The following is a 26095-nucleotide window of genomic DNA, read 5'->3' as shown; positions in this document are numbered from 1 at the left end:
ATGGCAGTAAAGACAGATATCACCAACATTCACCATATCAAGATACTGGTAGACAGTTTTTACCAACAGGTGCAGCAGGATGAATTATTAGGCCCCATTTTTTTGGGTGCCATAAAAGACTGGCCCCATCACCTGGATAAGATGTACCGGTTCTGGCAAACGGTACTGCTGGATGAGCATACTTATGCAGGTAGTCCCTTTCCGCCGCATGCCAACATGCCTATTAACGAAACACATTTTAACCGCTGGCTGCAGCTCTTTCATGCCGCGGTGGATGAATTATTTACAGGTAAAACGGCGGATGAAGCCAAATGGCGGTCCGGAAAAATGGCAGCCATGTTCCAACATAAAATTGCTTTTTACCGGGGCACAAATATGTATCCTCTACAATAGTATCCTTATGGGCCTATTTTCCAAAACATGCGAGTATGGTATACGTGCGGTATTTTACATTGCACAACGTTCACATGCCGGGTATAAATGCGGGATAAAAGAAATTGCTGAACAGGTTAACTCACCGGAAGCATTTTTAGCCAAGATATTGCAACAACTCAGCAAAGCTGGTTTAATACTATCGGCCAAAGGGCCAAATGGTGGTTTTTATTTCGATGAAAAGGGATTGCAACAACCCCTGTCAGCTATTGTAAACGCTATTGACGGTAATGATATTTTTACAGGTTGTGCCATGGGCCTGCAACAATGTTCGGGGCATAATCCCTGCCCTTTACATAACGAGTTTAAAAAAATACGTACACAGATCACCAGTATGATGCATACAACCACCATTGGTAAGTTTAATGCTCAATTACTAAAAGGGCAGCTGCGTTTAGATAAATAGTTTATCCTTCCCGCTCCTGGGCTCTTAACCAGCGCTCGGGTATTTCGTTACTGCTGGCCAGTAAATAATCTTTGTAACTGCAGGCAATGAATTGTTTATTGGGGAGTTGTACCCACCAGCGGCCGGTGCGTTTGCTTTGTAAAAATATAGTCTCCACTTCGGCAAACACCGTATGAAATTCGTTAAAGGATTCCCTCTCTTCCAGTACTGCTTCCCGTTTTGCCCTGGTACGTCCATCAATATAATACCATAACATATGGGCAATTTGTTTGGCGGTTAATTCATTATTATCCAGGCGCGGGTTGTAACCGTAAATACCAATAGAGTTAACCGAGGGGCTCATACCTGCATATTGCATCAGTATACAGCTTTCCTCTCCGGTAAAACCATTGGGGGTAATAATATTGGCCGGGGCATAGGCATTGGCAATGGCCGATACATCAAAGGAGAATAAATGACTGTTCCGTATTACGGGCTCCATTTCATCAATTGCCTCTTTTACATGTCCTACGCGGAAGCAGTCAAAACGGAGCTTATCCATGGTTTCCAGCATACGCGGGTGAACATAATAACTCTGGAAGCCTATATGGTTATAGTGACGTAAAAAATTAGGTTCGCCGGTCAGCATGCGCATCAGGAAATTATCATGCGGGTAGGCCGATTCCATATCCAGGTCAATCAGGGCATCCACGCAGGCGGCTTCTACCAGTTGCTGGTTCTGTACATAGGCCTGGTATTGTGCCAGGGTAAGATCGTGTGAGCCACCCAGTATAATTACTCTTTTACCATCGTTGATGAGTGCGTTCACCACTGTTTTTAAAGCGGCATAAGTATCGGTAATAGATGATCCGGGTTTTATATCCCCCACATCGGCCAGGTGAATATCGGGGTGCCAGTAAAATAACTGGTAAAACTGTTTACGTATCAATTCCGGAGCGTTGCTCGGGGCACCCATTACGCCGGCTCCGCGTTGTTCACCACAACCTACAATTACCAGCTGGGGATCGTCCAGGTCAGGAAAATTATCTTCCTCGTAGGCAACAACCAGTTTACCCAATTGTCCCTCACGGTATCCTTCATCGTTGGTGATCTGCTGCAGGTTCACCGGCACTAAAAAATCGGCAATATGTAGATGGTCAGACATGCCGGCAAAGATAGGAAGGGGAGTGTTAATTTGGGAATTAGTTAATTTGGAAATTTGGTAATGGGGTTATAAAACAGGATGGTGCATCAGGGCACAAAAAGAAGAATTGTACTGGACAACAGATAGTAACAGTAACATTAACTATATGTGTCCAGGTATGAGAAGAAGGCATGAAAAAAGAGACACAACTAATGAAGGGGAACAAAGATCTTAGATCCCAGATCTGGGATCTAAGATCTTTGTAATGTTTTACAGATCGGGTTGCGGTGTATAACGCAGGTATGGTTTTACCACTTTCACTCCTTTCGGGAATTTCTGGATCGCATCTTCAGTGCTTACAGCAGGTACAACGATCACATCTTCACCATGTTTCCAGTCAGCAGGTGTAGCTACACTGTGATTGGCGGTTAACTGTAAAGAATCAATTACACGTAATACCTCTACAAAATTACGACCGGTAGAAGCGGGGTAAGTGATGATCAGTTTAACTGCTTTATCAGGCCCGATGATAAATAAGGAGCGCACGGTAGCTGTAGCCGATGCATTCGGGTGTATCATATCATACAGGGTGGCCACATTACGGTCGGCATCTGCTATAATGGGGAAATTAACGGTAGTATTCTGTGTTTCGTTAATATCATTTACCCAGCCCTGGTGTTTATCCAGTGGGTCAACACTAACGGCCAGTACTTTTACATTACGTTTGGCAAACTCTTCACCTAATTGTGCGGTGCGTCCCAGCTCGGTGGTACATACCGGTGTATAATCGGCAGGGTGCGAAAATAATACACCCCAGCTATTGCCTAAATATTCATGAAAATCAACTTCACCAATGGTGGTCTGGGCTTTAAAATTGGGAGCCGTATCCCCTAAGCGTAGCGACATAGTTTAACTTTTTTAGATAGACAAATCTAACCCTTTTATAATACCCTACCAAAAAAGTAGACTAAAAAGGCGAACTTTAACTATAACGGTTGTTTGTATAAAAAAATAAAGGGGGGATCGGGAATTACTCGTGTTCGCTCAGGTCCTTCAGCGTACGGTTCTCTACAATCTGCAGGGTGGCATCACGCACTTCCACCATCATATCGTGTAAGTAACAGTGTTTTTCGTTGCAGTTTTTACAACGCTCATAAAAGTACAGGCTAACGCAGGGTAACATGGCAATAGGGCCGTTCACCAGCCTGATGATGGTGGCTACTTTTATTTTTTCGGGTCTTTGTTTTAAAAAATAACCGCCGCCTTTACCTTTTTTACTATCCAGGATATCAGCTTTCTTCAATTCCAGTAAAATATTCTCTAAAAACTTCAGGGGAATTTTTTTCTTTTTGGCAATATCCGATATCAATACCGGGCCGTCGTTAAACTTCTCGGTTAAATAGGCCAGTGCCTTAAAAGCGTATTGCGATTTTTTTGATAGCATGTTGTTACGGTAATAACACTAATGTATAACGAATTGTTGAATTTTTCTGCAGCATAGCCGCTACGCCGCAATATTTATTTAACGATAACTCAATGGCTTTACGCACTTTATCTTCATTTTCGGCAGCGGTATGCAGTCGGTACTCCACCTCAATATCTTTAAAAACCTTAGGATGCTCCTCGGTTTGCTCGGTATTTACTTTAATACTGAGGCCTGAAAAAGGCACCCGCATTTTCTCTAAAATATCCACCACATCAATACCCGAACAGCCGGCCAGTCCTGATAATAACAGGGATTTAGGCCCGGGCCCTTCCTTTTTATCACCGTCAATCCTGAACGTATTTCCTTCAAACGTACTGTCAAAAACATGGTTATTGATCCAAACTGTTTCCGTTGTCATCCTTTTTATTTTAAACGATATTTTATAGTCTTCAGCATTCAGCAATCAGCATTCAGCATTCAGACTTTAGCTTTTCGCTTTCCGCTTCCACCTCCTCCAAATACAATAATACGTTTTATTCATTAGCCCGGCAAACGGTGTTTTTTGTTCACCAGTATATTATCCACGGTCCATTCAATACGCCTGACGAAGGGTTGCTGCCTTACGTTGCAATCGGCTTTCTGACAAAGCTGGCATTGAAAGGGCAGGCAGGCGTCGGAATGAATGAATAATTCCACTGAATCGCCGAAACGCTGGCGTACAATGGCAGAGAGTATATCAATTTCCTCGTGTGCTTCGTTCAGGTTGTAATACCAGGGCAGGGTTACATGACAGTCAATATGTAAAATACTGCCGTACTTAATTACCCTTAAATTATGGAGGTCTACCCAGTTATCCGATCTTTTTTCGTTCAGTAAGGTTACCATTTTTTCCAGTAACTGTTCATCCGCTTCATCCATAATGCCGGCAATGGATTTGCGTAAAATGGAATAGCCGGTAAATAAGATCCAGCTACCAAAAATCATGGCTACTACACTATCTATCCAGGTATAACCGGTAAAGTATAACAGTATAAGTCCCACAATGATGCCGATGGTTGAAACGGTATCACTTTGCAGGTGTTTACCGCTGGCGATCAGTGCCAGGGAGTTATTGCGTTTACCGGTTTTAATACAATACCAGCCCATAGCAAAATTAATGATGGCGGTAAGGCTGATAAGCCAGATACCGGTATCCAGCCTGCTGAGCGGTACGGGGTAAAGTAACTGGTGAACAGACTGGTATAAAATAACCATCCCGGCAACGCCTATTAAAGTGCCTTCAAAAGCGGCCGATAAAAACTCGGCCTTGCCATGCCCGTAAGGGTGATCCTTATCACGGGGTTTGGCGGCCACATATAAACTGTATAGCCCTATAAAGCCTGCAGCCACATTCACAATACTTTCCATGGCATCCGTAAGCACGGCTACCGACCTGGTGAGGTACCAGGCAATAAATTTTGTTACCAGTAATACAACCGATACTACAGCAACCAACTGCTGAACCCTGATATTTTCTTTTGAGGCTTGCAATGGACGGCAATTTATAATAAAACTTTCTTTTATACTGTAAAGAGTGTTATTCCCCTTCACCAAAAGTTTCAATAGCTTTTTTTAACCATAAATCCCTGGCAAATACCAGGAATGCCGGCGGGGCGGCTCTAAAATCCTTTTCGTTTTCATAACGGCCATCCAGTTGCAGCAGCCTTCCGTATTCACTGTCAGCTTTTGGCAAAGTTTCCAGGTTTACGTTGGCAGGTGTAACTGTAAAGCTATCTTCGGTATTCAGCTTTACCCACATATTGCCGCGCAGGGCATACTTTACACTATCCTGGTGCATGATCAGTTTCATATAGGCCGGCGACACATCACCGCGGCAGGCAACTTTATACAGTAAACTGGTTTCGGCAATGCCATTCCCATCCAGGTCGGTAATATGTACGCTGTCAATATAATTACAGGCAACATCCACAGGGCAATCCTCCACACTGTCGTGCATTTGCCAGCGCAACTGGTAGCCTGCCGGTTGTTTTACATAATGAAAAGCGTGTAAGGATGCCGATGCACCCTCTTCCTCACCGGCTTTAGTGCTATAGGCAGGTGCAACCTGTGAAGTGATCAGTAAATGCTCACCCAGTGAGTCCTGCCATTGCCAGGCCTGGTATAATTTACCTTTAAACTTAATAGCAGGGGGCAGGCTTGCGGAGTCTACCGGTTGAATATGAAAACGGGCAACAGGGTCGGTTTCGGCATTCAGCGGGTCTGCATTGCCAGCTTGTTGATCGGCTGCATTATTACAGGCAAATAACCCGGTTATTACTGCGCTCAACAGGTACAGGTAAACTGTTTTCATGTAAAATGTTTAGTATCGTACGAAACGAAAATCATAACCCACGGCCAGCCGTGGGTTATGAAGTATAAAAATTAAATTGTTATTTGTAAGAACCTGTCAGCGAACTACCCTAATACAGCCTGGTAACGTTCGGCCACATAATCCCAGTTTACTACCGACCACCAGGCATCAATATAATCGGGACGTTTATTCTGGTAACGTAAATAATAAGCATGTTCCCATACATCCAGTCCCAGCAGGGGTACGCCTTTTATTTCACTTGCATCCATTAAAGGATTATCCTGGTTGGGTGTCGATCCTATTTTCAGTTCCTTGCTGCCATCTACATATAACCATGCCCAGCCGCTGCCGAACCTGTTTTTACCGGCATCGGTCAGCTGGTTTTTAAAAGCATCAAAAGAATTGAACTGCTGTTCAATCGCGGTTAATAATTTACCACCTGCTTTGCCGCTACCCGTAGGGGATAAGGATTTCCAGAAAAGCTCATGGTTATAATGTCCGCCTGCGTTATTACGCATTTTGGTGGAGTATTTTGACACTTTTGAAAGAACCGTTTCCAGGCTTGTTTTGGCATCCACACCTTCACTGGCTACAGCTTCTCCCAATGCTTTTGCATATGCTGCGGCGTGTTTGGTATAGTGAATTTCCATGGTGGCGCTATCAATGGCTTTTTCCAAAGCATTGTAAGCATAAGGGAGTGGTGTTTGTGTAAAGCCTGTTGTAAGAATGGCGGCATTATTGCCGGCTGTATTGTTGTTACATGAACTTAGAAAAGAGCCAAGGGCTGCCGAACCTACCGATAATGCTACTCCTGCCTTTAATGATGTATTGATAAAATTTCTGCGTGTGTGAAGGGGGTTATTTTCCATCTTTCGGTTTTTAAAACGTTAAGGATTCAATATATATGATGTGGAAAGAACTGATTACCTGCTATATTTCAAAGGTAAGCATATTCACAAAGTATGCCAGTTTATATATTCATTGTTTCGCACAAAAGAACCACTGAAATTTTACTTCCTGCTCATGGCCGCCCTCAATTTCCTGGAAAGGCGCTGGTAAAACTCTTTATTGAATAACTGGGAGTCGTGCAGGGCCTTATAGGTTAAAAATATACCTATGGGTACCAGTACAAATGTAGCCAGCCAAACACCTAAGAAGGGTGTTAATGAGCCTTCTTTGGCCAGTTTTTCGCCCATACTGTTGGTAAAGAAAAATATCATGAAGAAAATGATGGCAATCACCAGCGGTGTTCCTAAGCCACCCTTACGGATGATGGAACCCAGCGGCGCCCCGATCAGGAATAGTACCAGGCAGGATAATGACAGGGTGATCTTTTTATGCCACTCAATTTTATGACGGCGTAATATTCTTTCCTTGTCTTTATAATTGGCCAGCGATGATTCCAGGTTTGTCCTTAATGAATTTACCTGGCTGAGTGCCCGGTTGTTGGAGTTTATTTTGGCTGAGTCAGGTAATAGTTTATAAAAAGCGGAAAGCTTTGCTTCCTCAGCCGCAGCGGTGGAATCCGCTATTCTTTTCGCTGCCAGGGCCAGGCTATCCTGTTTTAACTGGTTGCTGTCTTTTGTAGTAACATTCGCCGGGGGATCCATCGGTTTTTGTTTACCGGCAGTATCTGCTTTTTGTGCAACCGTTTTTTTCTTTATGGTATCCGCTTTTGCCTTCTGTTTATCAATACTGTCCTTTTTATGTATACTGTCTGTTCTATGCAGGCTGTCTTTCCTGTGTAAGCTATCTTTTATGGCCAGGCTGTCCCGTTTAAAAAAGCCAAAATCGGTGCTGTCCTTAAAGTTATAGTTGGCTTTGCTGTGCATACTGTCCAGGTAAATGGCCAGTGGCAGGTACCGGTAAGTTTCGCGGGTTAAATTCTCTTTCAGGCCGCTGTTCTCTTTTTTTATGGAGTCTATGGCCACATTTAACTGCCGCATGGTGAACATCTTTTCATTCCCCTTATTTGTACTGTCGGAAGAAAGGCTTAAGATGAAAGTGCTCAGGTCAAATATCTTTTTATACTCCTTAAAGCCCATACGGATATACTCCGTTTCCGCTTTGGCGCCATAGCGGTCGCCTCTTTCTTCGTAACGGATACCATTTTTTAAATTGAACTCCAGCAGGCGGCTGTTCTCGCTGTTGGTCTTCATCACACCGCTTTCGGCTACAATAAAATTATCCTGTAAAGAGTTGGAGCTTTCGTAAATAATAATATCCTGTATAATACTGTCGTTAGCTTCTTTTTTACCTACTTTAATAGCAAAGCCGGGAATTTTATCGTAAAAAACGCCTTCTTTCAGGTTAAAGGCGGGCTTGGCATGCACAATATCCGATAAAAGGGTTCTTGATTTTAATGTGGCAACCGGTATTACATTATTGGAAAAAGCGAAGGCCAGTATACTGATCAGTACGGTAACAATAAACAGGGGCTGCATAAAGCGCAACAGCGAAATACCGGCCGATTTAATCGCTACCAGCTCAAATGTTTCACCCAGGTTACCAAATGTCATGAGGGAGGATAACAGGATGGCCAGCGGCAGGGCCAGGGGAACCAGTACGGCGCATTGGTACCAGATAAACTTAAAGATAATAGTGGCATCCAGGCCTTTACCTACAAAATCGTCGATCCACAGCCAGAAAAACTGCATCACCAATACCAGCACCGTAATAAAGAAAGTGGCGATAAAGGGGCCGATGAAGGCTTTTACAATAAGTTTATCTAGTTTTTTAAACACCGCGTAGATTAGTTAATGGATGCAAAATTAAGGCTTTACAGAACGGCGTTACCTGTTGAGGGGCGACAGATATGATATTTTAACACAAAAACCCGAAAAGCATGACCGGCAGGGAAGTATTTGCAGCAATTTTCTAAAAAATCACCCTGTTAACACTAACAGGGTGATCCGGGGGTAAAGAGCCATTATAGCCGCAGGGCTAAGGGCCTTACCTGATATTTTAATTGCCTAAGCGGTGGAACAGGTCTTTTACCTGGTAGTCCCACAACTGGCTTTGGTCTTTGATCTCTCTTTTCTCGGCAAAATCCTTCACTACCAGTATCGTCTGGTTGGTGATCTCAGATTTATCTATGCTGAATTCAAAATATTCATCTTCCGGGCCATCCAGCCAGCGAAAACGGATAAATTTATCCTGTTCGCTTTCCAGTACTTCAGCCTGCTGGAAGGTACCATTCCAGCCAAAGTAAAAAATATGGTCACGTTCGTCAACTTTATCGGCAAACCACTCGCCTAAACCGGCGGGGGTTGATAAAAACTCATACAAAATGGCAGGTGAGCATCTAACCGGGAACTCTAAAGTATATAATTGCTTACTCATTTTTATTTAACCTGAACTTGCTATTCAAGGCCTGCAATAATAAATAAATTAAACTTGTTTCAAAATATTTTTTTACTATTTCTCGCTTTTTTAAAAAAAATAATTTCCGGCCGGATATACTATAATTATAATTTAAACGTTTACCTGTTGTAGTTTTTTTGGTTTTTATTAACAAATACCTTAAATTGCTATGTACTTCAACGTTTTACGAATCAAATTTTAAAACCAGAAGCGCTTTAACCTTAACCGATTGACTAACTCCACGCTGTAACGCTACCTGTTATTTACATCCAAAACAAGCTGAATATCCTTTATTTAATACCATTGTAAAACCAATATCTATTCACCTATGAGTATGCGACAGCTGAAGATCACGAAGTCGATAACGAACCGTGAATCTCAAAGTTTAGAAAAGTATCTTCAGGAGATAGGCAAAGTTGAGCTTATCAGTCCCGAAGAGGAAGTACGTTTAGCCGTACTGATCAAGCAAGGCGACCAGCGTTCCCTTGACCGTTTAACCAAAGCCAATCTCCGCTTTGTGGTTTCAGTAGCCAAACAATACCAGAACCAGGGACTTTCCTTACCCGACCTCATTAATGAGGGTAACCTGGGTTTAATTAAGGCTGCCCAGCGTTTTGATGAAACCCGTGGTTTCAAGTTTATTTCCTACGCCGTTTGGTGGATCAGGCAGAGTATTTTACAGGCACTGGCCGAACAGGCCCGTATTGTACGTTTACCTTTAAACAAAGTAGGGCTGACCAACCGTATTCAAAAGGCTTTTTCCACCCTGGAGCAGCAGTTTGAAAGAGAGCCATCAGCTGAGGAACTGGCCGAGTTACTGGAGATGGACCTGGAAGAAGTAACTTCTACCCTGGGTATCAATGCCCGCCATGTTAGTATGGATACTCCTATCGCTGATGGTGAGGACGGTACTTTGCTGGACCTGCTGGAAAATCCTAATGCCGAACGTACCGATGAGGACCTGGCACATAACCAGTCTTTAAAAACAGAGATCGACCGTAGCCTGAAAACCTTGACCGACAGGCAGAAAGAAGTGATCTGTTACTTTTTCGGTATTGGCGTAGATCACCCGATGACGCTGGAAGATATCGGCGAAAAATTTAACCTTACCCGCGAACGTGTAAGACAAATTAAAGACAAAGCAATCACCAAATTACGTACAACCGAAAGGTGCAACGTGTTACGAACTTATTTAGGCGCATGATATAATTTATACTCTACATTTTTTAAGTCTGTTATAACTAAGCGGTTCCGGGGCAACCTGGGCCGCTTCTTTTTTTTAGTTCAAAAGGTTTAAGGTTTAAAGTTTAAGGTTGTCATGTATATCGGAGAGTCTGTTTTCTATTCGCTCATCAACAGGTGCGGAAAGCTTAAAGCAAAAAGCTGAAGCAAAAACCGGATGCTTAACGCTGAAAGCGTCACGTAATGTAACATTAAACCTCAAACCTTAAACTTTAAACTCTTTGAAACCCTTGAACCTTTTGAACTTTAAGTCCTATCTTTGCACTTCATCTACTGTTGCAAAACAGCAAACTACTACAACATGAAAAAGAGTACAGCAGGGCAATTTGCAAAATTTGCCAAAAAGAAAAGTAATGCCGCTATAAAAGAGGGCTTTAAACAGGAAAAAAGAGCCTACAAAAAAGAAAGGGCCGCTTTCTTTGAACAGCAAAAAGCCGAGCAACGTGCGAAAACGGGGCAACCGATTGTTTCAAAAACAGGAAAAGGAAAAGCCAAAGAGACTGTAATTACCAATCCGGTAAATATTGAACGTGCCATTACCGATGATAAAATGCCTTTGAACAAATTCATTGCGCATGCCGGTGTATGCGGTCGCCGCGAAGCTGCCGAAATGGTTAAGCAGGGACTGGTAAAAGTGAATAAAACCGTTATCAATGAGCCGGGGTTTAAAGTATCGCATGCCGATGAAGTGAGTGTGAACGGCAAAAGGGTGTACCTGGCTAAAAACCTGGTATATATCCTGCTGAACAAACCTAAAGATTATATTACCACCACCAGCGATCCGCAAAAACGTAAAACCGTTTTGGATATTATCGGTAAAGCTACCCCGGAAAGAGTGTATCCTGTTGGCAGACTGGACAGGAATACCAGTGGGGTATTATTGTTGACCAATGATGGGGAGCTGTCGCAAAAGCTTACACACCCCAGCAACCAGATAAAAAAGGTATACCATGTAACCTTGAATAAGCCCCTGGAGAAAGGACATTTTGAGCAGATACTGAAAGGGGTGGTGCTGGAAGACGGCCCGGCAAATGTAGACGTACTGGCTTATGCCGATATAAAAGATAAAACCCAGATAGGGGTGGAGATACATAGCGGCCGTAACCGTATTGTGCGCCGTATTTTTGAATCATTGGGCTACGATGTAAAAAACCTGGACAGGGTAGTATTTGCAGGGCTTACCAAGAAAAATGTGGAAAGAGGTAAGTACCGGTTTTTAACGGAAAAAGAAGTACGCGACCTGAAGTATTTTAAAAAAGGTAAATAATCATTCAGCATATAATGACCACCGTATGAAGGGTATTCGTAATTTCCTTTTTTTGCTTGTAAGCTTTTTTGTGACAAGTTCGTTTTGCTTTAAAAGTGATATTGTCATTGATAAAAATGAGGCCAAAAATGCTTACCAGTTCTTACAGGAAATCAGGGCTAATCCTGCCAGGTTTCATAAAGAACTGCAATTAGAAAAAGATATAAAAGTGTCACCCGTTAAACTGGTGTGGAATGATACGCTGGCCCGTGTTGCAGCCGAAAAAGCTTATGATATGGCAAAACGTGATTATTTCGATCATGTAGATCCGGAGGGCTTTGGTATTAACTATCACATCAACAAAAGCGGTTATACCCTGAATCCTGATTGGGTAAAAAACAAGGCGGATAACGCTTTTGAATCCATTACATCAAATTATTTTACAGGAAAAGAAGCTATCAAAGCCCTTATCATCGATGAAGGTGTACCCTCTTTAGGTCACAGAAATCATTTGCTTGGGTTAAACGCATGGAATGCCTCCCTGAAAGATATAGGTATCGGTTTTGTTAAACGGGAGTCAGGTAGTAAATACCAGACTTATGTATGTGTTATCATTGCCAAACATAACTGGTAATACATTGGTTCAATGCCAGGTTCCTGTCTCACGAACCCGCTTTGTTTACAACTGGTAACGGCCGTGATCATGTATGTAATTGCTGAACAGCGTTACTACAGTACAAGTGTGCGACGCAACAGCAGTTGATGGTTGCTATGCAGCCCGCTAAATAATTATTTATTATTGTTTTAGAATGAAGTTAAGTCAACATATAATTTTTGAGAACGATGACCTGGTAGTGATCAATAAACCTTCGGGTCTTTTGTCCATACCGGACAGGGAAGGGAAAGAACAATCGCTGAAAGCCTTATTACAGCAGGCTTACGGACAGATTTTTACGGTACACCGTTTGGATAAGGACACCAGCGGCGTGATCATATTTGCGAAAAATGAAGCAGCGCATAAATTCTTATCGCAGCAGTTTGAGGACCGTCAAACAGAAAAGCTGTATAACGGAATAGTGATTGGCGAACCGGCACCGGAAGAAGGTTCGGTAGATGCACCCATTGCCCCGCACCCTGTAAAGTTGGGCATGATGACCATACACCGCAGCGGTAAAGCTGCTTTAACCGATTATAAAGTGCTGGATAGTTTCGGTACTTATTCCTGGATGGAGTTCAGGATACATACCGGCCGCACCCACCAGATACGTATTCATATGAAAGAGATCGGTTACCCGCTGGTGGCCGATGAGTTATATGGCGACGGGAAACCGATCCTGCTGTCGGCTTTAAAACCCAAGTTTAAATTATCGAAATATGCCGAGGAGCAGCCTATACTGGGTCGCCTGGCCTTACATGCAGCCAGTCTGAGTATTATACTACCGGGCAATATAAAGCAGACATTTGTTGCCGAAGCGCCCAAGGATATGCGTGCTACGCTGCAGCAGCTGGAAAAAATAAAACAGAAGAAAAAACGTTAAGGAATATCAGCCTCTTTTTGTTGTTTAATTTTTTACCTTGTATCCTATTAAAACTTCTTACAAATATTATTGCTGCCTTTTCATTAGCTGGTTAAGTGTAAGTATCGGCTATGCCCAGACCAACCTGTTATTGAACGGGGGCTTTGAGGATATTAATACCTGTACGGAGTATGAGTCTGAGTGTGGTGTGGAAGGCTGGTTTTACCTGCGGGATGTAAAAGCCCAGATGTATTCGCAGGAAGAAGGAACGCTTAACCTGGGGAGCAACTCCTACGCTATTTTTTATGACTGGATAGATCATACCGGCTTTTCGCCTATTATAGGCACCATGCTTCCCTGTAATTTAAAAAAAGGAAATAAGTATACTTTCAGTGGTTTGCTGAGTGCCAAATTAAATCCTAAACTGGTATTTGTACCGGGCGTGGTAACCGGTGAATATTACTATGTACCCAACAGGCCTTTTGCTAAAACCATGAAACCGGATTCTATTTTACAATTGACACCGGTGCCGGACTCCCGCTTTTACAAATTTGAATACAGTTTTATTGCTACAGGCAATGAGGCTTATTTAACCTTTGGTGCTTTTGTGCGGGAAGATGCGATAACCGGTAAGCGGATGGTGAATAAGAAGGAGACGATAGAAATGGTGATGGATAATTTTGCATTAACCCCTGCTGATCCTGCCGAAGGCGTTTGTACCGCTTTTGCGCAACAGAAAAAAGCGATCTACAGTTACAATTACCGGCATAAACTACTGGATAATACCTTGTATGCAAAAGGCAAACTACCCGTTGTATTCAGCGGAGAGGCTGCAGAACTGACGGCTACTGCCATTATTCCGGAGACTGTACCGCTTACCGATACGTTGCGCCTGGGCGATGTATTGTTTGACTTTAACAAGGCTGTTTTAAAGCCCGAAGCTGAAACCGTATTAGCTGAGTTTTTTACCAAAACAGATATTGAAAATATTGACAGTATATTAGTACAAGGGCATACAGATTCGGTAGGAACGGAAGAAAGGAACAATGAATTAAGCCTGCAGCGAAGTACGGCTGTAATCCGTTGGTTACAACAACTGAATATTGTGGGGGCCAATAGCATAAAAGCCCAGGCATTTGGTAAATCCCGGCCGGTAGCCACTAATACCACTACGGAAGGCAGGGCGGCAAACCGCCGAGTGGAAATAATAATTTTCCGTCGCGGGTTATAACAATTTGTCGTATCATGCGACAGGTTTACACATGATCTCACCAACAACAATACTACAGCAATATTGGGGCTTTGGCCAGTTCAGGCCTATGCAGCAGGATATTATTGAAGCCGTACTGGCCAATAAAGATACCCTGGCTTTAATGCCTACAGGTGGTGGCAAATCTTTGTGTTACCAGGTGCCTGCATTGTGCCGGCCGGGCGTTTGCCTGGTCATATCGCCCCTGATCGCTTTGATGAAAGACCAGGTGGAGAACCTGCGTAAAAAAAACATTACCGCTTTTGCCATACATACGGGTATGAACCGCCGGGAGGTGGAGAAGGTTTTACAAACTGCCGGTAACAGCAATTGTAAATTTTTATATGTATCGCCGGAAAGGCTGGAAACAAGGCTGTTCCTGGAATACCTGCCCGCCCTGGCTGTTAACCTGATAGCGGTTGATGAAGCGCATTGTATATCACAATGGGGTTATGATTTCAGGCCTCCTTATTTACGTATTGCCAAACTGCGGGAAGAACTGCCGAATGTGCCGGTACTGGCTTTAACGGCCTCGGCTACACCGGATGTTCAACAGGATATTTGTGACAGCTTACAATGGGCAGACGTTAAACCTGCATCGTGGGCGGTGTTTAAACAATCCTTTGAGAGGGCCAACTTATCCTACAGTGTTTTTGATGAATCGGTGTTTATTCCCAGGATCGCTGATATATTGAGTAAAGTGCCCGGTACGGCGATTGTATATTGCCGTACCCGTAAACAGACCCGTGATATAGCCGAACAACTGCGTTTATTACAGGTGCCTGCCGATTATTACCATGCCGGGTTAACACAGGAACAAAGACATGCCCGGCAGGAAGCCTGGATCAATAATAAGGTAAAAGTAATTGTTTGTACCAATGCCTTTGGTATGGGCATTGATAAGCCCGATGTAAGACTGGTAATACATGCCGGGGTACCTGATTGCCTGGAAAATTATTACCAGGAAGCAGGTCGTGCCGGGCGTGATGGTAAAAAATCCTATGCCGTATTGCTGACGAATAATAAGGAAACAGACCAGTTGCTGGCTATGCCCGATATCCGTTACCCGTTATGGCAGGATATTCAGCAGGTATACCAAAGCCTGGTGAATTACTTACAGGTGCCTTCGGGTGGCGGTAAGGATGAGAGCTATGATTTTAATATCGGGGAGTTTACCAAAAAATTCAACCTGCATCCGCACAATACTTTTTATGCTTTGCAGGCCATACAAAGTGATGGCTGGTTCATGTTAAGTGAGTCGGTATTTAAACCTTCCACTGTCGCTTTTAATTGTACCAAACAATACCTGTATGCATTTGAAGAAAAATACCCGCAGCTGGAGCCGGTGATCAAAGCTTTATTGCGGGCCTATGAGGGCATTTTTGATAAGCCGGTGAATATTGCAGAAAAAACAATTGCCTACTTGTTACGCAGCACGCCGGAAGCCGTTAAAGAGCAGCTTTTGCAATTACAGGCACATAAAATAATACAGTACGAACCGCAGAAAGAAGAGCCACAGGTGTATTGGCTGCGCAACCGGGTGCCTGTAGCAGAATTTAAAATGGATATGCAGGCCTATGATAAACGAAAAAAAGTATTTACCGCACGTATTGAACAGATGATTGCTTTTGTACAGAGCACCACTGTTTGCCGGGCAAAAATGATCGGTAATTACTTTGGCGATAATAAGATAAACGATTGCGGTATTTGTGATGTTTGCCTGGCTAAAAAACAAACACCGCTGGATGGTGTTCTTTTCCGGGAGATCGAAAAAGCCATCCTGGAAATACTTGCTACGGAAGCCATAAGCCCGGAAGCACTGGTACAGCAATTAAGGAACAGGAATAAAACACATGTTAACGAAGTGTTGCGTTTCCTGCTTTCCGAAAACATGATCAGCCAGGATAAGGATGGTAAACTGGCCAGGGAAAAATAATATTTAGTACTGTTCCCTGATATTCTTTAAAAATGCTTCCACACTGCGGCGAACATGCACAGCTGAGGTCTGGTGGTTATTGACCAGCACCGAGAATACCAGTTCCTTACCACTTTTAGTATAAATAAAACCACTCAGGGCCACCACACCGGATAAAGTACCCGTTTTAGCATAGAGGTAGGGCGTTGCCGCATCATTATAATAACTGCTCAAAGTACCTTTTCCGCCAGCGGGGAAAATAGTTTTGATGCGTTCCATACCAAACTCCTCTTTCATCTTGGACAGGATATGAACAAAATCCTGTGGCGTAAAAAGATTATATCTACTTAGGCCCGAACCATCGGCCCAGGCGGGTTTATGGGGCAGGTTTTTAAAATCGGTCTTTAAAATAGTGTCAATTATTTTACGCGAATCCATTTTGTCCAATAAGGCAAAGCTGGTCATGAGCAAGGTTTGTTCGGCATAAAAATTATCACTGCGGTACATCATGCGTTGCAGCAGGCTGTCGGTAGGTTGTGAGTGGATGGGTTGCCACTTCTTTATAGTCACGTGACTTATATCTGCATCTTTTGAATCAAGTTCATAGTAGTCTTTTCTTTCAGTCGAAAAGAGAAAATGAGCAAAAGGGATTGACAAGGTATCTTCCAAAAAACTATTTACTGTTCCCCAATAATCAGTGCTAAAAGGCATCTCGGCGCCACTAAATGGCTTTTCACTACTTCTTGTTTGGAAAATATTATCATTAATTTTTCGGGTAAGGGATAGTTTGGGTAAAGTGTCTGTTTGCCAATTTTTAAACGTAGGAAGATTATTATTTAATATTTTATTAAAAAAGTTACTTCCCGTTTCAAATAAAACCAATTTAGGTTGATAAGGGTAGTTGCTATCAACAATTACCCTTTTACCAACAGGAACCAGTTTTATGTTCAATACATTTCCAAAAACCGGGAATACATTTCTCTCGGCCATATAGTACTCCTGGTAATCATTCCAGCTCCAGCCATTCCCCCAGCGTTCTACATTCGAGCCATCAAAATAAAATGTGGCAGGTTTTTTTTGTTGCACAGTAAAAGTATTCCTTAAAAAATCGAATACAGGCTGTTGTTTAAAATCAGGATGTAAAAATGTAGGGTCACCGGTTGGCCGGATGGCTACAAATCTATCCTTATATCCCTTTTCTTCCGGTATGCCATATAATAGTCCGGTAAGGCTATCGCCTAAATACTTCATACCCAGATAACAGGTAGGTATCTTGGTATTACTGGCAGGAACAAAATACTTATCGCCCTGGTAATTATACAGGTACTGTCTGGTAGCAGGATCATAAATGCTGATGCCGATATGTGCCGTAGCTAAAGCACTGTCCTGTAACAGACGGTTACCGGTGTGCCCGCTGACCTTTTTTTGTGTGGAACAGGCTTGTAATAAAAAAAGACCAAGCACTATGCCGGCGAGTAATATTTTGTTGCTTACCATTCCTGTTATTTTATAGTACGATCCTTTTACCTGTTCTGTCGCTCTCCAGTGCCGCATCAATAATGGTCATGCTTTTAATAGCATCGGCAGCGGGCACAGGATTAGGGGCTACACCGGTTAATGCGGCATATACATCGTTATAAAAATTCATGTAGTTGCCTGATTTACTGGTAAAGCTTTGTTCACCGTTTGCGGCAGTATATAAAAAACCATCGGACTGTTGAGGCGATGCGCACCAGTCCTCCTGCGTGGGTATGGCTCCCGCTGCTAATGCTTCTTCCTGCATATCGGTGCGTTGCTGGTAATACGAACCGGTTGAACCATGTAATATATAAGCCGGTGTGGCTTTATAGGTGAGCATGCTGGATTTGATACGCACAACAAAGCCGTCATAATAACACAATACCTCAAAATAATCATTGGCCACTACGCCGCTGCGGATGGTGCGCACATCTGCATAAACGGCGCTGGGCATATTAAACAATTGAATAGCCTGGTCAATCAGGTGGGCACCCAGGTCGTGTAATGTACCCGCACCTAAAAAGCCCCCTTCTTTGTGTAATTTGCCGGCGGGCTCGGGGCGGTAGCGGTCAAACTTTAATTCCACTTCTTTCATATCACCAATGACACCATTGGTTACTATTGCTTTTACTGCGGCATAATCGCCATCATAGCGGCGGTTCTGGTAAACGGTCAGTAATAGTCCTTTTTCCTGGGCCAGCTTGTCCAGTTGTTTTGCTTCAGCGGCATCAATCGTAAAAGGTTTTTCCACTACTACATGTTTACCTGCGTTCAATGCTTTTTGTGCATACTCAAAATGTGTTTGCACGGGTGTGTTTACCACTACCAGTTCAATGGCTGTATTGGCCAGCATTTCCTCAAACGAGCGGTACAAAATGCTATCCGGGTACCTTTCCCGCGAATCGTTTTTATGCCGTTCTACTATCCCGGTGAGTTCAAAAGAAGGATGCTCCTGTATAAAGGGGGCGTGAAAAATTTTCCCGCTCATGCCAAATGAGGCAATACCTGTTTTTATCATGATAATATTTTAAATAATAGTTGGTCAAAGTCCTAAAGTTATTTGAAAAAAACGGGTTATGATGGGGTAGATGGTAAGTAAGTGACGATAGTCCTGTTTTAGTACAGCAAATTCCGGTTACGGGTAGTGATTGGAAATCTTACTTAAATGGTTATTTTTACAACCGGTAATGAAATTGATCGTTTTCATAGCAGCCTTTTTTATGTTATTCCTGGTCCTGAAGCCCGGTATAACCGCTATGGCAGCCACATCTGCACCAAGTTGTTGCGGTGGTGTTTGTATGCCCGGTGAAGAAAATGAAGAACGGGAGTTGCCGGGAAAAGAAAACAGGCAAAATACCTGTAACCCCTTTCAGGCCTGCTGCGCTTTTGTTTCGCTTTGCGAGAACAGGCAGTTCGACCTGCCCGCCCGGCCTGAACCGGCGGCTGCACAAACCTTCAGTACTTATCAGGCTTCTTTTATATTCAGGTATAGTTCGGACTTCTGGCAACCTCCACGCGTAGTTTAATATACATCTCCGTCTTGTTATCAATATAAACTTGATAACCTCCTTCTATTTATTAAACTATAAAATCATTTCAAATGAAACCGGTTAAACTATTAGCGTTGGCAGTAGCCTTATTCTTTATTTCCCATACAGCATTCTCGCAAACTACCGATACAAAACAATTGAAATCAGCCACCATCAAAGTAAAAGGTGTTACCTGTTCCGGAGATCTTAAAACCATTGCCGGTAACGTGGAAAAACTGGAAGGCGTGGCCAGCTGTGTGGCCGAAAAGCCAGGTGCTACTACAAAATTTGAGGTAAAGTTTAACCCCGCGCTGGTAACCGAAAAGCAGATATATGCTGCTATTGAAGGTACAGAAGGTTGCAAAGACCCTAAAGACAGGCCTTACAAGGTTAAACCCTAAACTTTATTACAAAGGCAGGTAATACTGCCTGGTTACAGCATCGTATAACCGTTCCGGCTTTGCCATGAACGGCTATGACCGCTGTGCAAACAGCAGGGACGGTTGTACGGGCTATAAATTTTTTCAATGAAACGAATTGTATGCATTGCCGGTTTCTTGTGGCCTGTATTGTTACAGGCACAAATAATATCCGGCAAAGTAACCAACGATAAACATGAGCCACTGGCCGGAGCCAATATATATTGGTTAGGTAATACCCATAACAGTGTTACCAACGAGGAAGGTATGTTCGGCATTACCTTGCCCGCCACGGGCGCCAATCACAGGTTGGTGGCCAGTTATGCAGGGTATGAGCCGGATACTATTACAATCTCCGCTCAAAGTTTTGTAGTGTTTGAGCTGAAAGAAAAACAAAAATTAAAGGAGGTAGTGGTCAATGCCGGTAAGGAAGGGATCTTAATGTCCAACCGTAGTGCTGTTAAAACTGAACAGATCACACAGGTGGAACTGCGAAAATCCGCCTGCTGCGACCTGGCAGGATGTTTTGAAACCCAGTTAACGGTTCAGCCGCAAACCACCAATATTATCACCAACTCCAAAGAGTTAAGAATACTGGGTTTGTCCGGCGTATATAACCAGGTACTGATAGACGGCCTGCCCATGATACAGGGGCTATCCTATACCTATGGCATCAGCAGTATACCCGGTACTTTGGTGGAGAATATTTATGTGGCCAAGGGCGCCAACAGCGTGATGCAGGGTTATGAAAGTATCAGCGGACAGATTAATGTTGAAACAAAAAAGCCGGATAATACTGATAAGCTGTTACTGAATGTATACATGAACAGCTTTATGGAAAAACACCTCAATGTGAACTATATGTTCCGGGTGGGTAAATGGAGTAACCTGACGGTTTTTCAAACTGTTCAGCCGGCTAACCGTACAGATGGTGATAAGGACGGGTTCCTGGACCTGCCCCTGTTAACACGTTATATGTTATCCACTAAATGGAAATATGGTAACGAGAAGGAGTGGGGCTGGCACAGCACTATCGGTCTGCGTTATTTGCAGGAGCAGCGTATCGGCGGGCAAACCGGTTTTAATGCCGGTCGTGATAAAGGCAGTAACACGGTTTACGGGCAGGCTGTACAGATCAATCAACCGGAAATAACCTTCAAAGCCGGTTATCGTTTTGATGATAAGCAGCATATCGTTTTACAGGTGTCCTCTTTCCACCATGACCAGGATACTTATTTTGGCACCCTGGGGTATAAAGCCCGCCAGACCAATGTATATACCAATATACAGCATGAGTTGAACTATGGTAACCACGATGTAAAATCAGGAATCAGTTACCGGCACCTGGCACTGAGAGAGGATATCCGTTTTACGGAAACGGTGCCGGGCAGAACTTATGCCGGTTTGTATAAACGAACAGAAAACATACCCTGCCTGTTCAGTGAGAATACCATGCGCTTTTTCAATAATAAACTTACCTGGATCGCCGGTGTAAGAGGTGATTTTCATAACAGTGCGGGCTTCATGTTTACGCCCCGCACCCTGGTTAAATATGATTTTAGTCCCAATACCGTAGTACGTGCCAATATAGGCACGGGCTGGCGAACAGTGAATCTTTTCAGCGAAAATATCAATCTCCTGGCCAGTTCCAGGGATATTATTTTTACCGAGCCTTTAAACCCCGAAAAAGCCCTGAATACGGGTATCAACTTTACACAGAAGTTCAAAACCCTGCAGGATAATTTTTCGGGTACCCTGAGTATAGACTTTTATCATACCCGTTTTCAAAACCAGGTTTTTCCTGATTATGATACGGATCCGACAAAAGCATATATCGGCAACTTTACGGGAAAGAGCATCAGCAATGGTTTCCAGGCCGAGTTATTGTTGAACATCTGGCAACGTTTTGCTCTTAAAACGGGTTATACTTACCTCGATGTATTCCAGGAGCATAACGGGATGAAAAAGCCCCTGCCTTTTAACCCCAGGCACAAAGTGTTAAGTACCATCAGTTACAATACGCTGAACAATAAGTTTCATGCCGACGTAAATGTACACTGGTATGGTGAACAGCGTTTACCGGATACAGAAGCCAATCCACCGCAGTACCGGCGTCCGGCTTATTCAAAGCCCTATACCACCATTAATGCCCAGGTGACTTATAACTTTAAGAAAGTGGAAGTATATGCCGGCTGTGAAAATATTTTCAACTACCGGCAACACCAGCCCATTATCAGTTGGCAGGATCCTTTCGGTCCTTATTTTGATACTTCCTCGGTATGGGGGCCTACCAGGGGCAGGGAAGGGTATATTGGGGTGCGGTTTATTATTCCTAAAAAGTAAAACCGTTTTTATAGAAGTTACGACCCCTGACCGGGGTCGTATTTTTTATATCCCTCAGTAGTATCGCTGCTGCTGCGAAGTACTGACATTCATCATACCATTAACGATGAACCATTAACCAGTAACAACAATTATCTTTATCAATAAAAAACATGCATGAAATCCTGGCCATCGTGCCCCAGCTCCCTTCTGTTGATTTTGAGGCCACCAAGGCTTTTTACACCCAAAACCTGGGGTTTACGCTGGAAAATGAATACCCCGACCTGCTCATTTTTACCATCAACGGCCAGGAACTTCATTTTTGGAAATGTAATGAACGGCATATTGCAGAAAACAGCAGTGTGTATATCCGGGTACAGGATATTGATGCCCTGCATGAACGGTACAAAGCCTGGGTACACCCCCATGCCGGCCTGGCCGATAAACCCTGGGGTATGCGGGAGTTTTATGTGCTGGACGATAGCGGCAACCTGCTGCGGTTTGGCTGCCCGATAGGCTGAAAAACACCCCTGTACAGGCCCCGTAAACGACCCGTTTTACGATTTTAAAATTGCCTGATAAAATTGTACCTTTGCACACCTTAAAACAAGGCTGGAAAAGGACTATGGCAAATAAATACAAAGAATATTCGGTACTGAACTTACCTGCTATGGAGCAGGAACAGTTGGCTACATGGACGGAAGACAAAAGTTTTGAAAAAAGTGTGACTGTCAGAGAAGGCGCTATTCCCTTTGTGTTTTACGAAGGGCCGCCCAGTGCGAACGGTATGCCCGGTATTCACCACGTTATTTCCCGTACTTTAAAGGACCTGGTTTGCCGGTATAAAACCATGCAGGGCTTCCAGGTAAAACGTAAAGGCGGCTGGGATACGCATGGTCTGCCTATTGAATTAGGCGTGGAGAAAGAACTGGGTATAACCAAAGAGGATATCGGTAAAAAAATCACGGTAGAAGAATACAACCAGAAATGCCGCGAAGCGGTGTTGCGTTATAAAGACAAATGGGATGATATTACCCGTAAAATGGGTTATTGGGTGGACCTGAACGATCCCTATATCACTTTCAAGAACGAATACATTGAAACCCTTTGGTGGTTGCTGAGCGAACTGTATAAAAAAGGATTGTTATACGAAAGTGTAAGCATACAGCCCTATTCTCCTGCTGCCGGTACCGGCCTTAGCTCACATGAGTTAAACCAGCCCGGCACTTACAAGGATGTTAAGGATACCAGTGCCGTGGCCATGTTTAAGGCGGTACAGGATAATAAATCGCAGTTTTTATTTAATGCGGCTAACGGAGAGGAACTGTTCTTCATGGCCTGGACCACCACGCCCTGGACCTTACCCAGTAACCTGGGTTTAACGGTTGGGCCTAATATTGAGTATGTACTGGTTAAAACATTTAACCCGTACCTGCATAATTCCGTGAACGTGGTATTGGCTAAGCCTTTGTTAGGCAGATTCTTTAAACCGGAAGGTGAGAACGGTGATTTTGACAGCTATACTGCCGAAACAAAATTATTGCCCTGGAAAATATTAGCTGAGTTCAAAGGCAGTGACCTGGAAGGCCTGCATTATGAGCAGTTATTACCCTACGAGGCTAACTCTTTAGCAGCCATACATGAAATTACCCCGGGAGCGGAGCCATTCCGCATTATGGCGGATAGTTTTGTAACCACTGAAGATGGTACCGGCATCGTACATACCGCACCTGCTTTTGGTGCAGATGACTATAAAGTGGGTAAGAAATACAATATTGGTATTTTAACCCTGGTAGATAAACAAGGTAAGTTCCTGGAAGGCCTGGGTGAGTTCAGCAGCCGTTATGTGAAAAATTACAAGGACGATGCGAATTATGTTGACGTGAATGTGGACATAGCCGTAAAACTGAAGAAAGAGAACCGCGCCTTTAAAGTAGAAAAATACGAGCACAACTACCCGCATTGCTGGCGTACAGATAAACCCATCCTGTATTACCCGCTGGAAGCCTGGTTTATTAAAACAACCGCTATCCGCGAAAGAATGGTGGAGCTGAACAAAACCATTAACTGGAAACCCAAAAGTACCGGCGAAGGCCGTTTTGGTAACTGGCTGGAGAATATGGTAGACTGGAACCTGAGCCGCAGCCGTTTCTGGGGTACGCCTTTACCTATCTGGAAATCGGTAGATGAGAACGGTGCCTATATTGACGAGAAAGACGGCGGTGAACAAATATGTATTGCTACCATTGCCCAGTTGAACGAAGAGATCAAAAAAGCAAGTGATATACTGGGTGGTGATGTGAACAAAAACTATTTACACGAGGGCATACTGGACCTGCACAAACCTTATGTGGATGATATAGTACTGGTAAGCCCAACAGGCAAACCCATGAAACGCGTGCCCGACCTGATTGACGTATGGTTTGACAGCGGCGCTATGCCTTATGCACAATGGGGACTGGATTACGAGAAACTGAAAGCCGGTGATCCCAAGCCTTTCAATAATAATTTTGACGGGGCTTTTCCTGCCGACTTTATTTGCGAAGGGGTTGACCAGACCCGCGGCTGGTTTTATACCCTGCATGCCATAGCTTCCCTGGTATTTGACTCGGTTGCCTTTAAAAATGTGGTGAGTAACGGCCTGGTGCTGGATAAGAACGGCAACAAGATGAGTAAACGCCTGGGTAACGTGGTAGATCCCTTTGCCACCATTGAAAAATATGGCGCAGACGCTACCCGCTGGTACCTCATCACCAATGCATCGCCCTGGGATAACCTGAAATTTGATATTGAGGGTATAAAGGAAGTGCAGCGTAAATTCTTTGGTACCTTATATAATACCTACCAGTTTTTTGCCCTGTATGCCAATGTAGACGGCTTTTCTTTTAAAGAAGCCTATGTGCCGGTAAAAGAACGCCCCGAAATTGACCAATGGATATTATCGAGCCTGAATACCCTGGTAAAAAGGGTAACTACGGCCATGGACGATTTTGAGCCTACGCAGGCCGGCCGTTTCATCGAGGACTTTGTGGATGAACATTTAAGCAACTGGTATGTTAGATTATGCAGAAGACGTTTCTGGAAAGGGGAGTATGAGCATGATAAAATATGTGCCTACCAGACTTTATATGAGTGTTTAGAAACCATTGTACGTTTGATCGCCCCTACGGCACCATTCTTCAGTGATACTATTTTCCGCAACTTAAACGCTGTTACACAACGCTTTAGCGAGCAATCGGTACACCATGTGCTGTACCCGGTCGCCGATGAAGCGGTTATTGACGCCGGCCTCGAGGAGAGAATGCAGCTGGCACAGGATGCATCTTCACTGATACTGTCCTTACGGAAAAAGGTGAACATTAAAGTAAGACAACCTTTGCAAAAAGTGCTGATCCCGGTGTTGAGCAGCCAGATGAAACAGCACTTGCAGCAGGTGGAGGATATTATTAAATCGGAAGTGAATGTGAAGGAAGTGGAATACCTGAGCGATACTGATGGCTTCATCAGTAAAAAAATAAAGCCAAACTTTGTGGCCCTGGGTAAAAAACTGGGTGCCAAAATGAAGGCAGTATCCACAGCTTTATCACAATTTGGGCAACAGGAGATCACCCAATTTGAAAAAGAAGGAAAATATAGTTTGTTAATTGATAACGAACCCGTAATATTACAGATAAACGAAGTTGAAATAAGCAGTGAGGATATTCCGGGCTGGACAGTAGCCAATAAAGGAAGCCTGACCGTGGCATTGGACATTAACATTACACCGGAATTAGAACAGGAAGGGAACGCAAGGGAATTTGTCAACCGCATTCAGAAAATAAGGAAAGACAGCAATTTTGATCTTACCGACAGGATAGTGGTAAAAGTAAGTGGTGCCGATGAGCTGAAAACTTCACTAACATTGTTTAAAGAGTATATTTGCGCCGAAGTTTTGGCCGATGAGCTGGAATTTGTGGCTGAAATAAACGAGGGTATCGATATTGAGGTGAATGATACCACATTCAAAACGATTGTTTTAAAAAAAGAAGGCTAATTTGT

At 43.5% G+C, this 26095-nt stretch carries 24 protein-coding genes; 13 read left to right on the top strand and 11 right to left on the bottom strand.

The window, feature by feature from the left end; all coding sequences use genetic code 11:
* Both ACFS6H_RS01730 and ACFS6H_RS01725 read left to right on the top strand, forming a co-directional pair.
* Entirely contained in the window at positions 1–393 is a 393-nt protein-coding gene (locus ACFS6H_RS01730; protein ID WP_386094482.1) for a group III truncated hemoglobin, read from the top strand.
* 7 nt (positions 394–400) lie between these two features.
* A complete protein-coding gene (locus ACFS6H_RS01725; protein WP_386094479.1) occupies positions 401–838 on the top strand; it encodes an RrF2 family transcriptional regulator in 438 nt (145 codons plus the stop codon).
* 1 nt (position 839) lies between these two features.
* On the opposite strand, the gene ACFS6H_RS01720 is transcribed toward ACFS6H_RS01725, so the two are convergent.
* The 9 genes from ACFS6H_RS01720 to ACFS6H_RS01680 form a co-directional block, all read right to left on the bottom strand.
* Positions 840–1982 (bottom strand): formimidoylglutamase, encoded by a 1143-nt coding sequence (locus ACFS6H_RS01720; RefSeq protein ID WP_386094476.1) that lies wholly within the window; start codon positions 1980–1982, stop codon positions 840–842.
* A 249-nt stretch (positions 1983–2231) separates the two neighbouring features.
* Entirely contained in the window at positions 2232–2867 is a 636-nt protein-coding gene (locus ACFS6H_RS01715) for a peroxiredoxin (protein WP_386094473.1), read from the bottom strand.
* 124 nt (positions 2868–2991) lie between these two features.
* Positions 2992–3405 (bottom strand): RrF2 family transcriptional regulator, encoded by a 414-nt coding sequence (locus ACFS6H_RS01710; protein WP_386094470.1) that lies wholly within the window; start codon positions 3403–3405, stop codon positions 2992–2994.
* Between the two features lie 4 nt (positions 3406–3409).
* On the bottom strand, positions 3410–3805 hold the full coding sequence (locus tag ACFS6H_RS01705) for an OsmC family protein (protein WP_386094467.1): 396 nt from the start codon (positions 3803–3805) through the stop codon (positions 3410–3412).
* 122 nt (positions 3806–3927) lie between these two features.
* Positions 3928–4917 carry a cation diffusion facilitator family transporter gene (locus ACFS6H_RS01700; protein WP_386094464.1) on the bottom strand — a complete coding sequence of 330 codons (990 nt, stop codon included), beginning with the start codon at positions 4915–4917 and terminating at the stop codon, positions 3928–3930.
* 46 nt (positions 4918–4963) lie between these two features.
* Positions 4964–5737, bottom strand: coding sequence for a M949_RS01915 family surface polysaccharide biosynthesis protein (locus ACFS6H_RS01695; RefSeq protein ID WP_386094461.1), 774 nt, complete (start codon positions 5735–5737; stop codon positions 4964–4966).
* Positions 5738–5841: 104 nt separating this feature from the next.
* On the bottom strand, positions 5842–6606 hold the full coding sequence (locus ACFS6H_RS01690) for a superoxide dismutase (protein ID WP_386094458.1): 765 nt from the start codon (positions 6604–6606) through the stop codon (positions 5842–5844).
* Positions 6607–6747: 141 nt separating this feature from the next.
* The gene (locus ACFS6H_RS01685) at positions 6748–8481 is read right to left on the bottom strand and encodes an LptF/LptG family permease (protein WP_386094455.1); all 1734 of its coding nucleotides are present in this window, start codon (positions 8479–8481) and stop codon (positions 6748–6750) included.
* 220 nt (positions 8482–8701) lie between these two features.
* Positions 8702–9079: an START-like domain-containing protein gene (locus ACFS6H_RS01680; RefSeq protein ID WP_386094452.1), complete on the bottom strand. Its 378-nt coding sequence runs from the start codon at positions 9077–9079 to the stop codon at positions 8702–8704.
* 355 nt (positions 9080–9434) lie between these two features.
* Between ACFS6H_RS01680 and ACFS6H_RS01675 the strand changes: the two genes are divergently transcribed.
* The 6 genes from ACFS6H_RS01675 to ACFS6H_RS01650 all read left to right on the top strand — a co-directional run bounded on the left by ACFS6H_RS01675 (position 9435) and on the right by ACFS6H_RS01650 (position 16290).
* Entirely contained in the window at positions 9435–10304 is an 870-nt protein-coding gene (locus ACFS6H_RS01675; RefSeq protein WP_386094449.1) for a sigma-70 family RNA polymerase sigma factor, read from the top strand.
* A 339-nt stretch (positions 10305–10643) separates the two neighbouring features.
* Positions 10644–11609: a pseudouridine synthase gene (locus ACFS6H_RS01670; protein WP_386094447.1), complete on the top strand. Its 966-nt coding sequence runs from the start codon at positions 10644–10646 to the stop codon at positions 11607–11609.
* A gap of 70 nt (positions 11610–11679) precedes the next feature.
* The gene (locus ACFS6H_RS01665; protein WP_386094444.1) at positions 11680–12222 is read left to right on the top strand and encodes a CAP domain-containing protein; all 543 of its coding nucleotides are present in this window, start codon (positions 11680–11682) and stop codon (positions 12220–12222) included.
* Positions 12223–12397: 175 nt separating this feature from the next.
* Positions 12398–13126 (top strand): RluA family pseudouridine synthase, encoded by a 729-nt coding sequence (locus ACFS6H_RS01660; RefSeq protein ID WP_386094441.1) that lies wholly within the window; start codon positions 12398–12400, stop codon positions 13124–13126.
* Between the two features lie 37 nt (positions 13127–13163).
* Complete coding sequence (locus ACFS6H_RS01655) at positions 13164–14336, top strand: OmpA family protein (RefSeq protein WP_386094438.1); 1173 nt, start codon at positions 13164–13166, stop codon at positions 14334–14336.
* Between the two features lie 31 nt (positions 14337–14367).
* Positions 14368–16290, top strand: coding sequence for a RecQ family ATP-dependent DNA helicase (locus ACFS6H_RS01650; RefSeq protein ID WP_386094435.1), 1923 nt, complete (start codon positions 14368–14370; stop codon positions 16288–16290).
* A gap of 3 nt (positions 16291–16293) precedes the next feature.
* Here ACFS6H_RS01650 and ACFS6H_RS01645 read toward each other — a convergent pair whose 3' ends face one another.
* Complete coding sequence (locus ACFS6H_RS01645) at positions 16294–17766, bottom strand: D-alanyl-D-alanine carboxypeptidase/D-alanyl-D-alanine-endopeptidase (RefSeq protein ID WP_386094432.1); 1473 nt, start codon at positions 17764–17766, stop codon at positions 16294–16296.
* A 10-nt stretch (positions 17767–17776) separates the two neighbouring features.
* Positions 17777–18805, bottom strand: a complete 1029-nt coding sequence (locus tag ACFS6H_RS01640) for a Gfo/Idh/MocA family oxidoreductase (RefSeq protein ID WP_386094429.1) — start codon at positions 18803–18805, stop codon at positions 17777–17779.
* Between the two features lie 169 nt (positions 18806–18974).
* Between ACFS6H_RS01640 and ACFS6H_RS01635 the strand changes: the two genes are divergently transcribed.
* From ACFS6H_RS01635 to ileS, 5 genes are all read left to right on the top strand, one after another.
* Positions 18975–19313 carry a hypothetical protein gene (locus ACFS6H_RS01635; protein WP_386094426.1) on the top strand — a complete coding sequence of 113 codons (339 nt, stop codon included), beginning with the start codon at positions 18975–18977 and terminating at the stop codon, positions 19311–19313.
* 74 nt (positions 19314–19387) lie between these two features.
* A complete protein-coding gene (locus ACFS6H_RS01630) occupies positions 19388–19717 on the top strand; it encodes a heavy-metal-associated domain-containing protein (protein WP_386094424.1) in 330 nt (109 codons plus the stop codon).
* A 126-nt stretch (positions 19718–19843) separates the two neighbouring features.
* Entirely contained in the window at positions 19844–22078 is a 2235-nt protein-coding gene (locus ACFS6H_RS01625) for a TonB-dependent receptor (RefSeq protein ID WP_386094421.1), read from the top strand.
* A gap of 152 nt (positions 22079–22230) precedes the next feature.
* Entirely contained in the window at positions 22231–22578 is a 348-nt protein-coding gene (locus ACFS6H_RS01620; RefSeq protein ID WP_386094419.1) for a bleomycin resistance protein, read from the top strand.
* 104 nt (positions 22579–22682) lie between these two features.
* Positions 22683–26090, top strand: a complete 3408-nt coding sequence (ileS, locus tag ACFS6H_RS01615; protein WP_386094416.1) for an isoleucine--tRNA ligase — start codon at positions 22683–22685, stop codon at positions 26088–26090.
* Positions 26091–26095: the final 5 nt, after the last annotated feature.

Origin of the sequence: Terrimonas rubra (assembly GCF_042686025.1) — a bacterium.
GTDB lineage: Bacteria > Bacteroidota > Bacteroidia > Chitinophagales > Chitinophagaceae > Terrimonas > Terrimonas rubra.
This window is presented reverse-complemented; position numbering and strand designations above follow the sequence as displayed.

What these genes read in the sequence shown, in the direction of transcription:
- ACFS6H_RS01650 (WP_386094435.1), top strand. Translation starts at nt 14,368, where the DNA reads ATGATCTCACCAACAACAATACTACAGCAATATTGGGGCTTTGGCCAG.
- ACFS6H_RS01635 (WP_386094426.1), top strand. Translation starts at nt 18,975, where the DNA reads ATGAAATTGATCGTTTTCATAGCAGCCTTTTTTATGTTATTCCTGGTC.
- ACFS6H_RS01730 (WP_386094482.1), top strand. Translation starts at nt 1, where the DNA reads ATGGCAGTAAAGACAGATATCACCAACATTCACCATATCAAGATACTG.
- ACFS6H_RS01715 (WP_386094473.1), bottom strand. Translation starts at nt 2,867, where the DNA reads ATGTCGCTACGCTTAGGGGATACGGCTCCCAATTTTAAAGCCCAGACC.
- ACFS6H_RS01725 (WP_386094479.1), top strand. Translation starts at nt 401, where the DNA reads ATGGGCCTATTTTCCAAAACATGCGAGTATGGTATACGTGCGGTATTT.
- ACFS6H_RS01625 (WP_386094421.1), top strand. Translation starts at nt 19,844, where the DNA reads ATGAAACGAATTGTATGCATTGCCGGTTTCTTGTGGCCTGTATTGTTA.
- ACFS6H_RS01705 (WP_386094467.1), bottom strand. Translation starts at nt 3,805, where the DNA reads ATGACAACGGAAACAGTTTGGATCAATAACCATGTTTTTGACAGTACG.
- ACFS6H_RS01720 (WP_386094476.1), bottom strand. Translation starts at nt 1,982, where the DNA reads ATGTCTGACCATCTACATATTGCCGATTTTTTAGTGCCGGTGAACCTG.
- ACFS6H_RS01675 (WP_386094449.1), top strand. Translation starts at nt 9,435, where the DNA reads ATGCGACAGCTGAAGATCACGAAGTCGATAACGAACCGTGAATCTCAA.
- ACFS6H_RS01620 (WP_386094419.1), top strand. Translation starts at nt 22,231, where the DNA reads ATGCATGAAATCCTGGCCATCGTGCCCCAGCTCCCTTCTGTTGATTTT.
- ACFS6H_RS01695 (WP_386094461.1), bottom strand. Translation starts at nt 5,737, where the DNA reads ATGAAAACAGTTTACCTGTACCTGTTGAGCGCAGTAATAACCGGGTTA.
- ileS (WP_386094416.1), top strand. Translation starts at nt 22,683, where the DNA reads ATGGCAAATAAATACAAAGAATATTCGGTACTGAACTTACCTGCTATG.
- ACFS6H_RS01645 (WP_386094432.1), bottom strand. Translation starts at nt 17,766, where the DNA reads ATGGTAAGCAACAAAATATTACTCGCCGGCATAGTGCTTGGTCTTTTT.
- ACFS6H_RS01670 (WP_386094447.1), top strand. Translation starts at nt 10,644, where the DNA reads ATGAAAAAGAGTACAGCAGGGCAATTTGCAAAATTTGCCAAAAAGAAA.
- ACFS6H_RS01680 (WP_386094452.1), bottom strand. Translation starts at nt 9,079, where the DNA reads ATGAGTAAGCAATTATATACTTTAGAGTTCCCGGTTAGATGCTCACCT.
- ACFS6H_RS01690 (WP_386094458.1), bottom strand. Translation starts at nt 6,606, where the DNA reads ATGGAAAATAACCCCCTTCACACACGCAGAAATTTTATCAATACATCA.
- ACFS6H_RS01710 (WP_386094470.1), bottom strand. Translation starts at nt 3,405, where the DNA reads ATGCTATCAAAAAAATCGCAATACGCTTTTAAGGCACTGGCCTATTTA.
- ACFS6H_RS01630 (WP_386094424.1), top strand. Translation starts at nt 19,388, where the DNA reads ATGAAACCGGTTAAACTATTAGCGTTGGCAGTAGCCTTATTCTTTATT.
- ACFS6H_RS01640 (WP_386094429.1), bottom strand. Translation starts at nt 18,805, where the DNA reads ATGATAAAAACAGGTATTGCCTCATTTGGCATGAGCGGGAAAATTTTT.
- ACFS6H_RS01660 (WP_386094441.1), top strand. Translation starts at nt 12,398, where the DNA reads ATGAAGTTAAGTCAACATATAATTTTTGAGAACGATGACCTGGTAGTG.